Here is a 12,136-nt window from a genome sequence, read left to right on the forward strand (position 1 = left end):
GGAACAAGAAAATGGAAGTCATCCTTCTCGAACGCATCTCCAAGCTCGGCCAGATGGGCGAAACCGTAAAGGTTCGCGACGGCTTTGCCCGCAACTACCTGCTGCCGCTTGGCAAGGCGCTGCGCGCCAACGCCGCCAACAAGACCCGCTTTGAAGCAGAGCGCGCGACGCTCGAAGCCCGCAACCTCGAGCGCAAGTCGGAAGCTCAGAAGGTCGCCGACGTCCTCGACGGCAAGTCCTTCATCGTCGTGCGCTCCGCCGGCGAAACCGGCCAGCTCTACGGCTCGGTCGCTGCCCGTGACGTCGTCGAGATCCTGGCCGCCGAAGGTTTCAACATCGGCCGCAACCAGGTTCATCTCAACACGCCGATCAAGGCGATCGGCCTGCACAAGGTCGAACTGCAGCTGCATGCCGAAGTCGAAATCAGCGTCGAGCTGAACGTTGCCCGTTCTGCCGAAGAGGCAGAGCGTCAGGCCAAGGGCGAAGAGCTCACCTCGGTCGACGCGATTTACGGTGTCGACGAAGACGCACTGCGTCCGGAAGATTTCTTCGATCCGGAAGCCGACGGCCTCGACGAAGACGAAGCATAATTCTCGACGGACAGTCCGTGAGAGGGAGAGCCCGGCCACCGCGCCGGGCTTTTTCTTTTCCGTACGTTCCGGGTTCGCGCAGCCGTTGGTCGCTTTTTAGCGGGGGATTACCCGGATGTTTTTGCTGCGTGCCCGATGTCATCGGGCTAACATATCCTTCTCCGGAACGGATGAGCTGAGTCGGCTCCGTGCCGTGTCCCGCGGGTGACACTGCCAGTATTTCTTAATTGTGGCGCCCGGGACTGTGGAGAAGTCGAACAATGGGCACAGCGTTCAGGATTTAGGCGAGACGAGCCCCGCTCCTTTCGCAGCCCCTTGATTTTCTCCATCCGGAATTGCAAATCCGGAATTGGAAAAAGACAGAACGGATGATGATGAACGACGCCGCTCGAAAGATTGCAGCCGTTGCTCCGTCGGAGCAGCATTACCGCGAAGCACCCAACAATATCGAAGCCGAGCAGGCGCTTCTCGGCGCCATCCTAATGAACAACGACGCCTATTACCGGGTGTCGGACTTCCTGAAGCCGATCCATCTCTACGAACCGCTGCACCGGAAGATCTTCGAGGTCGCCGGCGACATCATCCGCATGGGCAAGATCGCCAATCCGGTAACGATCAAGACCTTCCTGAAGGCCGACGAGAAAGTCGGCGATATGACGGTTTCGCAATATCTGGCGAGCCTCGTCAGCAATGCCGTCACCGTCATCAACGCCGAGGATTATGGCCGGGCGATCTATGATCTCGCGCTGCGCCGGGCGCTGATCACCATCGGCGAAGATGTCGTCAACATCGCTTATGACGCGCCGCTCGACATGCCGCCGCAGTCGCAGATCGAGGATACCGAACGCCGGCTGTTCGAGCTCGCCGAAAACGGCCGCTACGACGGCGGCTTCCAGTCCTTCAACGACGCCGTGGCGCTGGCGATCGACATGGCGGCCGTCGCCAAGGAACGCGACGGCGGCCTTTCCGGCATTTCCACCGGCATCCATTCGCTGGATTCGAAGATGGGCGGCCTGCAGCGTTCGGACTTGATCATCCTCGCCGGACGCCCCGGCATGGGCAAAACCTCGCTTGCCACGAACATCGCCTACAATATCGCCGCCGCCTACGAAGGCGAGGTCCAGTCGGACGGCAGCATGAAGGCGAAAAACGGCGGCGTCGTCGGCTTTTATTCACTCGAAATGTCGTCGGAACAGCTCGCCACCCGTATCATCTCCGAGCAGACGGAAGTCTCCTCCTCGAAGATCCGCCGCGGCGACATCAACGATGCCGATTTCGAAAAGCTCGTCGCCTGCTCGATGATGATGCAGAAAGTGCCGCTCTATATCGACCAGACCGGCGGCATCTCGATCGCCCAGCTTTCAGCGCGGGCGCGCCGCCTCAAGCGCCAGCGCGGCCTCGATGTGCTTGTGGTCGACTACGTGCAGCTGATGACCGGCTCGGGCAAGTCAAGCGACAACCGCGTCCAGGAAATCACCCAGATCACTACCGGCCTCAAGGCGCTCGGCAAGGAGCTCAACGTTCCGATCATCGCGCTGTCGCAGCTGTCGCGTCAGGTCGAAAGCCGCGACGACAAGCGCCCGCAGCTCTCCGACCTTCGTGAATCCGGCTCGATCGAGCAGGATGCCGACGTCGTGCTCTTCGTGTTCCGCGAGGAATATTACGTCAAGAACCAGGAGCCGCGCGATCCTCACGATCCCAAATATCCGGAATGGGAAGCACTGTTCGACAAGGTGAAGGGCACGGCTGACGTGATCATCGCCAAGCAGCGTCACGGACCGACAGGCACGGTGAAGCTAGCCTTCCAGGCGGAATTCACGCGCTTCGCCGACCTCGCAGATCCTTCCTTCATCCAATACGAGGAACATTGACGCGGTTTCCCGCGTCGATTTTCATCAGAGCCCTGCAGCCCGCAACAGCGCAACCGTTGCGACGCCGACCACGACGCTTGCAAGCATCGGCAGGCGGCGCGCGGCGATTGCCGTTGCCGCGCAGGCCAGCGTCTCCGCCCAGCCGGTCGCAAAGGCGGTCGGGGCGATGACGGCCATCAGCACTGCCGGCGGAATGGCTTCGATCGCCGTTCTCCGGCGCTCATCGATCTCGACATGGCGGATCAGAACGAGACCGCTGACGCGGGTGAAGACGGTTGCGGCAGCCATCGCGAGGATGGCGATAAGGATATCGAAATCCAGCGTCATGCCGCCTGCTCCCGCGCCCTGCCCTGCCAGAGGGCCATTGCCAGCCCAGCCAGCGCACCGGCGGCGATATACCAGACCCCCGGCACGAAATGGTGGGCTGCAACGGAAGCGCTACCACTGGCAGCAAGGACCGCGCCGGTTTCCGGCCCCTTCCAGAAGCCCATGACCAGCACGACGAAGACAGCCGGAAAGGCGAAGTCGAGGCCGATGACGGCAGGATTGCCGAGAAAGGCGCCGAGCAGTGCGCCTGTCAGCGACGAGCCGACCCAGGTGAGGTAAAAGGGCGTGACGATGCCGGCATACCAAGCGGGTGTCAGCCTTGTGCTGCCGGCCCGGAATTCCGCCATGGCCCAGAGCTCATCGGCGAGAAAGAGCATGGCGATATAACGTTTGACGCCGGGGAAGGATTGCATTTTCGTGCCGATCGACGCGCTCATCAGCACGTGGCGGATATTGACCAGCAGGGCGGCGAAGCCGACACCGATCCAGCTTGCCGGATGCGTCCAGATGTCCATCGCGACGAATTGCGAACCACCCGCAAAGACAAGCGCGCTCATCAGTGTCGTTTCCAGCGGCGAAAGGCCCTTGGTGGCGGCGACCGCGCCGAAGACCAGGCCGATCGGCAAGACGGCGACGACAAGCGGAAAGATGGTGCGCATACCGGCGAGAAATTCGCCAAGACGAAATTCGCCGGATGGCCGGCTGTGCTGCAACATGGCAACCTCCTGATCAAGATCGCGGAGGAGTAGCCCAGCCCGCCACGGCCGTATTGAACGAAAGTGATCAGCCCAGGCGGAACTGGCCAGGAGTTACGCCCGTGCGCGCCTTGAAATGCCGGGTGAAATGCGCCTGATCGGCAAAACCACATTCGAGCGCGATATCGGCCGGCATGCGCCCCTGCCGCAGCAGCCGGCGGGCCACCTGCACGCGCCGATCGGTCAGGAAAGCATGGGGCGTGATGTGATATTCCTTGCGGAAGGCGCGGATGAGGTGAGCACGGCTCAAACCCGCCACTCCGGCCAATTCCTCGAGGCCGATGTCGCTATCGAAATTCTCGACCAGGTATTCGCGGGCGCGGGCGACGGCGCTTCGCTCCTGCGTATCGACAGGCACGACAATCGTGCTGCCGTGACGCGCAAAGATCGCCGCCAGAACCGAGAACATGCCTTCATCGGCCTCCAGCGCGCCCGCGCCGCTTTCGAGCGTGCGGTGGGCGGCATGAAAGGCGTTGGCAAGCTGCGGATCGCGTGGAAGAGCGCCGGAGAAGGACGGCGTTGCTTGGAAGGCCTTGCCGGTGACATCCTCCAGAATATCGACGAACAGCTTCGTGTCAGGATAGATCATGCGGTAGCGGTAGCCTTCACCGCCCGGAGCGCCGTCATGGATGACACCGGGGTCGATGAGGTAAAGGTCGCCCGGCCCGGTTTCCTCCCGCCTGCCGCTGAGGGTGGCGATCTGGGTGCCACTTTCTATCGCGCCGATGCTGAAGGTATCGTGCGCATGCGGCGCGTACTCGTGCGTGAGAAAGGTGGCGCTCAGGCACTCCATGCCGCGGAAACGGGTATCCCGCCAGAAGCGGGCCGATTCCACATTGGCCAGCGGCATGGCCTCCGCGGCCTCTTTCTGCGATACGTTGTGCATCCAATAGAATTAGCGGGGAAGCCGGCACGCGTCTTGAACAAAAGTGATCGGACGAAAGGCAAAGGGTGATATGTGACCGCCTGCGCTTTTCCTTGGCCACAATGCTCTCTAGACTGGGCGACACGGCTCCTTCATTTCTTCACGGCGATTCATGACAGATTTTCCCATCCCCTTCGAAGACGACGATCTTTTCACTTCCGCAGGCCTGCGGCTGACCGTCGACCTGAGCGCGCTCACGGAAAATTGGCGCGACATGGCGCGCCGCTCAGGTGCAGCGCGCGCCGCAGCCGTCGTCAAGGCGGACGCCTACGGCATGGGCATCGAGGATGCCGGCGAAGCGCTCTACCTGGCGGGCGCCCGGGATTTTTTCGTCGCGACCGTCGATGAGGGGGCGACGCTTCGCCTCTATGCGCCCGAGGCGCGCATCTTCGTACTCTCGGGCATATGGCCGGGCACGGAACGGCGGTACTTCGACAATGATCTGGTGCCGGTGATTTCCTCCGACGAGCAGCTCGCCTTCTGGATGGCGGTGCTTGCCGATTATGGCGATTATCCCTGCGCACTGCATGTCGATACCGGCTTCAATCGGCTGGGGCTGCACATCGACGACGCCATCGCGCTTGCCGACGACGTCTCGCGGCCGGCGAGCTTTGCGCCGGTGCTGGTCATGAGCCATCTCGCCTGCGGCGACGATCCCAGCCATGCGATGAACCGGCAGCAGCTCGAATCATTCCGTAGGGTTAGTGCCGCCTATGAAGGCATCGATGCAAGTCTTGCCGCTTCGGCCGGCATCTTTCTCGGCGAGGATTATCATTTCGACCTGACCCGTCCCGGCATCGCGCTCTATGGCGGCGAGGCGGTCAGCGGCATGGCGAACCCGATGCGGCCGGTCGCCACCGCGGAAGCACGCGTCATCCAGGTGCGCACCGTCAAGGCCGGCGAGACCGTCAGCTATGGGCGGGCACTGCAGCTTCGCCGCGACAGCCGGCTGGCGATCGTCTCCGCCGGTTATGCCGATGGTTATATGCGCAGCCAATCGAGCGGCGGCGTGCCCCTGCGCCAGGCTGTGCCGCAAGGCGGGCAAGGCTTCATTGCCGGACACAAGGTGCCGGTTGCCGGCCGGATCACCATGGACTTGACGATCTTCGACATCACCGACCTGCCCGAGAACGCCGTGCGCGCCGGCGATTATGTCGAGCTGTTCGGAAAGAACATGCCTCTCGACGAGGTGGCGCGGGCGGCGGGCACGATCGGCTACGAGATCCTCACCAGCATGGGGCTGCGCCACGAACGGCGCTATGTGGCCGAGGAGTAGCGGCTCGCCTGTCAGCGGCTGCTCAGAGCAAGACGGACGCCAAGCGCCACGAAAAGTGCGCCGAGGCCGCGATCGAGCCAGAGCCCGATTTTCCCATTTTGCCTGAGCGTCTCTGCAAGACGTCCTCCGAGCAAGACGAGCGGCGGTTCGATGAAGGCTGCAACGACGATGATCAGCCCGCCGTGGAGCATCAACTGGGCCCATGCCGGTCCCACCCCTTCGACGATGAATTGCGGCAGGAAGGCCAGAAAGAATATCGCCACTTTTGGATTGAGGAGCGACACCAGGATTCCTTGACGGTAGATCCTTGCAACCGGCATTTCTTCGTCGGCCGCTTTTATCAGTCCGCCATCGCCGCCGGCGCGCAAAGCCTGGATACCGAGCCAGACGAGATAGGCAGCGCCAATCCATTTGACCGCGGAAAAGGCTACAGCGGAGGCGGCAAGCACAGCGGAAAGGCCCAATGCCGCCATCAGAACATGCAGGCAGGCGCCTGACCAGACGCCGAACAATGCGGAAAAACCGTCGCGTTTCCCGCCTCTCATTGTGTGACCGAGAATGAAAGCGATGTCGGGGCCCGGCGAGAGGTTGAGCAAAACCGCCGCCGACAGAAATGCAAGCCAGTGCGCAAGCGAATAGTCGAACATCTTCCACCGTTCCTGATGATCAGAGGCGAAAAGCATAGGCACGGCGAAGACTGATGGGGAAATCATTAGTTTTGATCCATCTCGGTAGCCATTATCTCGAGCACGACAATGATTCGGTGAAGCCTTCGAAGGCTTCATTTGCGGAACGCGACTGAAAGAAAGATTGATGGCGAAGGCCAAGACACAATTCATCTGCCAGAATTGCGGCGCGGTTCATAACCGATGGGCCGGCAAATGCGACAATTGCGGCGAGTGGAACACCATCGTCGAGGAAGACCCGATGGGCGGCATCGGCGCCGGACCCGGCAAGACGCCGAAGAAGGGCCGGCCGGTGACGCTTACGGCGCTCTCCGGCGAGATCGAGGAGGCGCCACGCATCCACACCGCCATGTCGGAGCTCGACCGGGCGCTCGGCGGCGGGTTCGTGCGCGGTTCGGCTGTACTGATCGGCGGCGATCCCGGCATTGGCAAATCGACATTGCTGATGCAGGCGGCCGCCGCCCTCGCCCGGCGCGGCCACAAGATCATCTACGTCTCCGGCGAGGAGGCGGTGGCGCAGGTCCGGCTGCGGGCGCAGCGGCTTGCCGCAGCCGATACAGACGTGATGCTGGCGGCCGAAACCAATGTCGAGGATATTCTGGCGACGCTTGCCGAGGGCAAACGCCCGGATCTCGTCATCATCGATTCTATCCAGACGCTGTGGAGCGAGCTTGCCGACTCCGCACCGGGAACGGTGACGCAGGTGCGCACCGGCGTTCAGTCGATGATCCGTTTCGCCAAACAGACGGGAGCCGCCATGGTGCTCGTCGGGCACGTGACCAAGGACGGACAGATTGCCGGTCCGCGCGTCGTCGAGCACATGGTCGATGCCGTGCTTTATTTCGAAGGCGACCGCGGCCATCACTACCGAATCCTGCGCACGGTCAAGAACCGCTTCGGCCCGACCGACGAGATCGGCGTCTTCGAAATGTCCGACAAAGGACTGCGTGAGGTCGCCAACCCCTCCGAGCTCTTCCTCGGCGAGCGCAATGAAAAATCCCCCGGTGCTGCGGTCTTTGCCGGCATGGAGGGGACGCGGCCCGTGCTCGTCGAGGTACAGGCGCTGGTGGCGCCGACTTCGCTCGGCACACCGCGGCGCGCAGTGGTCGGATGGGATTCGGCGCGGCTGTCGATGATCCTGGCGGTGCTGGAGGCCCATTGCGGCGTCAGGCTCGGCCAGCACGACGTCTATCTCAACATCGCCGGCGGCTACCGCATCTCCGAACCGGCAGCCGATCTCGCCGTCGCCTCGGCGCTGGTTTCCTCGCTTGCTGGTATTGCCCTTCCTGCCGATTGCGTCTATTTCGGCGAAGTCAGCCTGTCGGGCGCCATCCGGCCGGTTGCGCACACTGCCCAGCGCCTCAAGGAAGCCGAGAAGCTGGGCTTTTCCGCAGCGCTGCTTCCTTCCGCCTCCGCCGAGCTGCCGAAGGGTTCCGGCGGGCGATGGAGCGAGGTCGAAAGCCTGCCGGATCTGGTGGCGCGCATCGCCGGGTCGAAGGGAGCGCTGCGTGTGGAAGACGAGGTTTGATCCTTTCATTGCCGGGAATGGTGATGATATAGGAGGCACACGATAAGGCGCGACACGGCCGCCGAGCGGCAGTCCTGGAGTTGAATTTACATGCCCATTACGATTTTCGACGGTATTGTCATCGGCGTCGTGCTCTTCTCCGCCGTGCTGGCGATGGTCCGCGGCTTTTCGCGCGAGATCCTTTCGATCGCGAGCTGGGGCGGTTCGGCCGCCGCCGCCTACTACCTCTATCCGTACCTGCTGCCCTATGCGAAGAAGTACACCGATGACGACCGCATCGCGATCGCCGGTTCGGCAGCCGTCGTCTTCCTGATCGCGCTCATCGTCATCTCCTTCATCACCATGAAGATCGCCGATTTCATCATCGACAGCCGCATCGGCGCCCTTGACCGCACGCTCGGCTTCCTGTTCGGCGCGGCCCGCGGCCTGCTGCTGATGGTCGTCGCCGTCGCCTTCTGGAACTGGCTTGTCGATGTCGAGCACCGGCCGGCCTGGGTCAACGAGGCCAAGTCGAAGCCCTTTCTGGATTCGATGGTCGTGAAGCTGAAGGCGGTGCTGCCGGAGCAATTCGCCCAGATGATACAGGCGAGCTTCCGTGATAAGATGCAGTCGCCGGCACAGGGCAGCGAAGGCGCCACGCCGCCGGCGGCCGATCAAGCGCCGGCGGAAGACGCGCCTGCAGGCAACGCACAGCAGCCGGCGAATTGACGCAGTGTTCAGCAGCTTGACTCGCCTCGCGGCAATTGCCATTTGAGCGGGACGTGAAATAAGGGTCCGGCCGGGCATTCCAGCTCCGCCGGACCTAAGCCGTTTCAGAGCCCGCTGAACGGGCTTTGAATGCAGATGTCGTTCAGCACGAAGCTATCGGAAACCTGCGAGATTTCCGGTATCGTGCTATTGGTAATGCCGATCCATTCTTGTGAGAGCAGAGGCCCGCAGAAATGAACCAGTCCCATTCCTTCCCAATCGACGATCCGCTCGACGGAGATACGCTGCATGAGGAATGCGGCGTTTTCGGAATTCTGGGACATCCCGATGCCGCAGCTCTCACGGCTCTCGGGCTGCACGCCCTGCAGCACCGCGGACAGGAGGCAGCCGGCATCGTCTCCTTCGATGGCAAGCGCTTCTATCAGGAACGCCATATGGGCCTGGTGGGAGACCACTATACCAATCCAATGACCCTGGCCCGCCTGCCCGGCAGCATAGCGATCGGCCACACACGCTACTCCACGACAGGCGAAGTAGCGATGCGCAACGTGCAGCCGCTGTTTGCCGAACTGGAAGAAGGCGGCATCGCCGTCGCCCATAACGGCAATTTCACCAATGGCCTGACGCTGCGCCGCCAGATTATCGCCACCGGCGCCATCTGTCAGTCGACCTCCGATACCGAGGTCGTCCTGCATCTCATCGCCCGGTCGCGCCATGCTTCGACATCCGACCGGTTCATCGACGCCATCCGCCAGATGGAAGGCGGCTATTCGATGCTTGCCATGACCCGCACCAAGCTGATTGCCGCACGCGACCCCACCGGCATCCGTCCGCTTGTCATGGGCGAACTCGACGGCAAGCCGATCTTCTGCTCGGAAACCTGCGCGCTCGATATCATTGGCGCCAAGTTCATCCGCGACGTCGAAAACGGCGAGGTCATCATCTGCGAAATCCAGACTGACGGCTCGATCAGCATCGATGCCCGCAAACCCAGCAAACCACAGCCGGAGCGTCTCTGCCTGTTCGAATATGTCTATTTCGCCCGTCCGGATTCGGTCGTCGGCGGCCGCAACGTCTATACGACGCGCAAGAACATGGGCATGAACCTCGCCAAGGAATCGCCTGTCGATGCCGATGTCGTCGTGCCGGTGCCGGATGGCGGCACGCCCGCAGCTCTCGGCTATGCGCAGGAAAGCGGCATCCCCTTCGAATACGGCATCATCCGCAACCATTATGTCGGACGCACCTTCATCGAGCCGACGCAGCAGATCCGCGCCTTCGGCGTCAAGCTGAAACATTCCGCCAACCGGGCGATGATCGAAGGCAAGCGCGTGGTGCTGGTCGATGATTCCATCGTGCGCGGCACGACGTCGCTGAAGATCGTACAGATGATCCGCGAGGCCGGTGCGCGCGAAGTCCATATCCGCGTCGCCAGTCCGATGATCTTTTTCCCGGATTTCTACGGAATCGATACGCCCGACGCCGACAAGCTGCTCGCCAACCAATATGCCGACGTCGAAGCCATGGCCAAATATATCGGCGCGGATTCGCTTGCCTTCCTGTCGATCAACGGACTTTACCGCGCCGTCGGCGGCGAGGACCGCAACCCGGCCCGCCCGCAGTTCACCGACCACTACTTCACCGGCGACTATCCAACCCGGCTGCTCGACAAGAACGGCGAATCCATGGGCAACAAGCTTTCGATGCTTGCCAGCAACGGCTGAGCCGCTGCCGCTTTGACTTTCGCTTCCGAGGGGCCTATTGCGCCCCTCACCTTCGCAAGCAAATCCGGAACCGGACAGATGAACATCAATCTTGAGGGCAGGATCGCACTCGTCACTGGTGCGTCGCGCGGCATCGGCTACTTCACGGCCCTGGAACTTGCCCAAGCCGGCGCCCATGTGATCGCCTGCGCACGCACGGTCGGCGGGCTCGAGGATCTCGACGATGCGATCAAAGCCATCGGCGGCAGCGCGACCCTCGTGCCCTTCGACCTTGCCGATATGAATGCGATCGATGCGCTCGGCGGATCGATCTTCGAGCGCTGGGGCAAGCTCGATATCCTCGTCGCCAATGCCGGCGTGCTCGGCGTCATTTCGCCGATCGGTCACATCGAAGCGAAGGTGTTCGAAAAGGTGATGAACATCAACGTGACGGCGACATGGCGGCTGATCCGATCGGTCGATCCGCTGCTCGCCCGCTCGGATGCCGGCCGCGCCGTGATCCTGTCTTCAGGGGCCGCACATAAGTGCCGTCCCTTCTGGAGCGCCTATTCCGCATCAAAGGCCGCTGTCGAGGCGCTGGCGCGGACATGGGCCGGCGAGAGCCAATCGACGCCGCTGCGCATCACCAGCGTCGATCCGGGCGCCACACGCACGGCGATGCGGGCGCAGGCCGTGCCCGGCGAAGATCCGCAGAGCCTGCCGCATCCCTCCGAGGTCGCCAAGGCGATCTTGCCGCTGCTCGGCCCCGGCGTGACTGAGACCGGCAAGTTGTTCATCGTGCGCGAGAACAAGCTCGTCGACTACCGCCTGCCGGAATAAACGGACGCTTCAGTTCGCGGCAACGGCCGGGAACAGATGTGCGAAACCCGTTTCGGCGGGGCATAAGACATTGAGGTCCACCGGTCCCCGGATGCCGTCCAGGGTGCCGTTATCGGCAAATTGCCAGATCGACCAACGACCGCAGCCTTCCTGCGTCGGCTCCTGGAACACGCTTCGCAGCCAAACATAATGCTCGGGGAAGCGAGCCTCATTGCCCTTCAGATATTGATCGAAAAATTCCTGCGTGACGTAGAAGATCGGCTTTTCCGGAAAGATCGCTTTCAGTTCGGTGACGAAGGCATTCACCTCCGTCACCATTTCTTCGACCGTCGGGACCTTGTTGCAATTGCCGACGAATTCCAGATCGATGGCGATCGGCAGGGTTCGCGGCGCCTTCGGCACGGTCGCCAGGACATTCTGCGCCTGATCCTTGCCCGGGCGGCAGAAGGTGAAGAAATGGTAGGCGCCCCTCACCACCCCAGCATCTCCGGCACGCTGCCAGTTCTCGGCAAATTTGGAATCCTTGTGATCGCCGCCTTCGGTCGCCTTCATGATTGCAAAACGCACGTTCGGCTGGGCGGCCACCGTCTTCCAATCAATATCGCCCTGGTGATGGCTGACATCGATGCCTTGGATCGGATAATGCGATAAGGACGGATTGTTGAAGCGAAGCATGCCGAAATCGTATGCGAAATATGCGGCGGATGCGACCACCAGAATTGCAACCGCACCGATCGTCCATCGAACAACGCTTCCCACTCATTCCTCCCGTATTTTCAGCAGCTTCCGAAGCGGCTATACGCGATTTGCGCCACGAAAATGGCAGACGAGCCTCAGCGGACGCAGCGCACCGGATAAGTCGCTTCAGTTGCCGCTGATCCTTCCTTGCCCCTCTTGACCAAACGCCGTTCCCGCGCCATAAAACGC

At 62.1% G+C, this 12,136-nt stretch carries 12 protein-coding genes; 7 read left to right on the forward strand and 5 right to left on the reverse strand.

Features of this window, described 5'->3' with window-relative positions; translation table 11 throughout:
* The first annotated feature begins 11 nt into the window (after positions 1–11).
* Together rplI and QWJ46_RS06415 are read left to right on the forward strand one after the other, a co-directional pair.
* Positions 12–590: a 50S ribosomal protein L9 gene (rplI, locus tag QWJ46_RS06410; RefSeq protein WP_184453242.1), complete on the forward strand. Its 579-nt coding sequence runs from the start codon at positions 12–14 to the stop codon at positions 588–590.
* Positions 591–964: 374 nt separating this feature from the next.
* Positions 965–2,461 carry a replicative DNA helicase gene (locus QWJ46_RS06415; RefSeq protein WP_184453508.1) on the forward strand — a complete coding sequence of 499 codons (1,497 nt, stop codon included), beginning with the start codon at positions 965–967 and terminating at the stop codon, positions 2,459–2,461.
* A gap of 24 nt (positions 2,462–2,485) precedes the next feature.
* Here the strand turns inward: QWJ46_RS06415 and QWJ46_RS06420 are convergent, their stop codons facing one another.
* The 3 genes from QWJ46_RS06420 to QWJ46_RS06430 all read right to left on the reverse strand — a co-directional run bounded on the left by QWJ46_RS06420 (position 2,486) and on the right by QWJ46_RS06430 (position 4,393).
* Entirely contained in the window at positions 2,486–2,788 is a 303-nt protein-coding gene (locus QWJ46_RS06420; protein WP_184453244.1) for an AzlD family protein, read from the reverse strand.
* Positions 2,785–3,504 carry an AzlC family ABC transporter permease gene (locus tag QWJ46_RS06425; RefSeq protein ID WP_302749932.1) on the reverse strand — a complete coding sequence of 240 codons (720 nt, stop codon included), beginning with the start codon at positions 3,502–3,504 and terminating at the stop codon, positions 2,785–2,787. Before QWJ46_RS06425 ends, QWJ46_RS06420 begins: the two co-directional genes overlap by 4 nt.
* A 67-nt stretch (positions 3,505–3,571) precedes the next feature.
* Positions 3,572–4,393: an AraC family transcriptional regulator gene (locus QWJ46_RS06430; RefSeq protein ID WP_302749934.1), complete on the reverse strand. Its 822-nt coding sequence runs from the start codon at positions 4,391–4,393 to the stop codon at positions 3,572–3,574.
* Between the two features lie 187 nt (positions 4,394–4,580).
* Between QWJ46_RS06430 and alr the strand changes: the two genes are divergently transcribed.
* Entirely contained in the window at positions 4,581–5,744 is a 1,164-nt protein-coding gene (alr, locus tag QWJ46_RS06435) for an alanine racemase (RefSeq protein ID WP_302749935.1), read from the forward strand.
* Positions 5,745–5,755: 11 nt separating this feature from the next.
* On the opposite strand, the gene QWJ46_RS06440 is transcribed toward alr, so the two are convergent.
* A complete protein-coding gene (locus tag QWJ46_RS06440) occupies positions 5,756–6,391 on the reverse strand; it encodes a LysE family translocator (protein ID WP_302750266.1) in 636 nt (211 codons plus the stop codon).
* Positions 6,392–6,557: 166 nt separating this feature from the next.
* On the opposite strand from QWJ46_RS06440, the gene radA reads away from it, so the two are divergent.
* From radA to QWJ46_RS06460, 4 genes are all read left to right on the forward strand, one after another.
* On the forward strand, positions 6,558–7,958 hold the full coding sequence (gene radA / locus QWJ46_RS06445) for a DNA repair protein RadA (RefSeq protein ID WP_302749936.1): 1,401 nt from the start codon (positions 6,558–6,560) through the stop codon (positions 7,956–7,958).
* 90 nt (positions 7,959–8,048) lie between these two features.
* Positions 8,049–8,666, forward strand: coding sequence for a CvpA family protein (locus tag QWJ46_RS06450; RefSeq protein WP_088395735.1), 618 nt, complete (start codon positions 8,049–8,051; stop codon positions 8,664–8,666).
* A gap of 233 nt (positions 8,667–8,899) precedes the next feature.
* Positions 8,900–10,390: an amidophosphoribosyltransferase gene (purF, locus tag QWJ46_RS06455; protein ID WP_302749937.1), complete on the forward strand. Its 1,491-nt coding sequence runs from the start codon at positions 8,900–8,902 to the stop codon at positions 10,388–10,390.
* A gap of 78 nt (positions 10,391–10,468) precedes the next feature.
* Positions 10,469–11,209 carry an SDR family NAD(P)-dependent oxidoreductase gene (locus QWJ46_RS06460; protein ID WP_302749939.1) on the forward strand — a complete coding sequence of 247 codons (741 nt, stop codon included), beginning with the start codon at positions 10,469–10,471 and terminating at the stop codon, positions 11,207–11,209.
* 9 nt (positions 11,210–11,218) lie between these two features.
* On the opposite strand, the gene QWJ46_RS06465 is transcribed toward QWJ46_RS06460, so the two are convergent.
* Positions 11,219–11,968 carry a GH25 family lysozyme gene (locus QWJ46_RS06465; protein ID WP_184453262.1) on the reverse strand — a complete coding sequence of 250 codons (750 nt, stop codon included), beginning with the start codon at positions 11,966–11,968 and terminating at the stop codon, positions 11,219–11,221.
* Positions 11,969–12,136: the final 168 nt, after the last annotated feature.

This window comes from Rhizobium sp. CBN3 (assembly GCF_030518245.1).
In the GTDB taxonomy this organism is placed as follows: Bacteria; Pseudomonadota; Alphaproteobacteria; order Rhizobiales; family Rhizobiaceae; genus Rhizobium; species Rhizobium aethiopicum_A.

Bases quoted from the DNA above. Each gene is read 5' to 3' on its own strand.
- rplI (WP_184453242.1), top strand. From the start codon at position 12: ATGGAAGTCATCCTTCTCGAACGCATCTCCAAGCTCGGCCAGATGGGC.
- QWJ46_RS06430 (WP_302749934.1), bottom strand. From the start codon at position 4,393: ATGCCGCTGGCCAATGTGGAATCGGCCCGCTTCTGGCGGGATACCCGT.
- QWJ46_RS06460 (WP_302749939.1), top strand. From the start codon at position 10,469: ATGAACATCAATCTTGAGGGCAGGATCGCACTCGTCACTGGTGCGTCG.
- purF (WP_302749937.1), top strand. From the start codon at position 8,900: ATGAACCAGTCCCATTCCTTCCCAATCGACGATCCGCTCGACGGAGAT.
- QWJ46_RS06425 (WP_302749932.1), bottom strand. From the start codon at position 3,504: ATGTTGCAGCACAGCCGGCCATCCGGCGAATTTCGTCTTGGCGAATTT.
- QWJ46_RS06415 (WP_184453508.1), top strand. From the start codon at position 965: ATGAACGACGCCGCTCGAAAGATTGCAGCCGTTGCTCCGTCGGAGCAG.
- radA (WP_302749936.1), top strand. From the start codon at position 6,558: ATGGCGAAGGCCAAGACACAATTCATCTGCCAGAATTGCGGCGCGGTT.
- QWJ46_RS06440 (WP_302750266.1), bottom strand. From the start codon at position 6,391: ATGTTCGACTATTCGCTTGCGCACTGGCTTGCATTTCTGTCGGCGGCG.
- QWJ46_RS06420 (WP_184453244.1), bottom strand. From the start codon at position 2,788: ATGACGCTGGATTTCGATATCCTTATCGCCATCCTCGCGATGGCTGCC.
- alr (WP_302749935.1), top strand. From the start codon at position 4,581: ATGACAGATTTTCCCATCCCCTTCGAAGACGACGATCTTTTCACTTCC.
- QWJ46_RS06450 (WP_088395735.1), top strand. From the start codon at position 8,049: ATGCCCATTACGATTTTCGACGGTATTGTCATCGGCGTCGTGCTCTTC.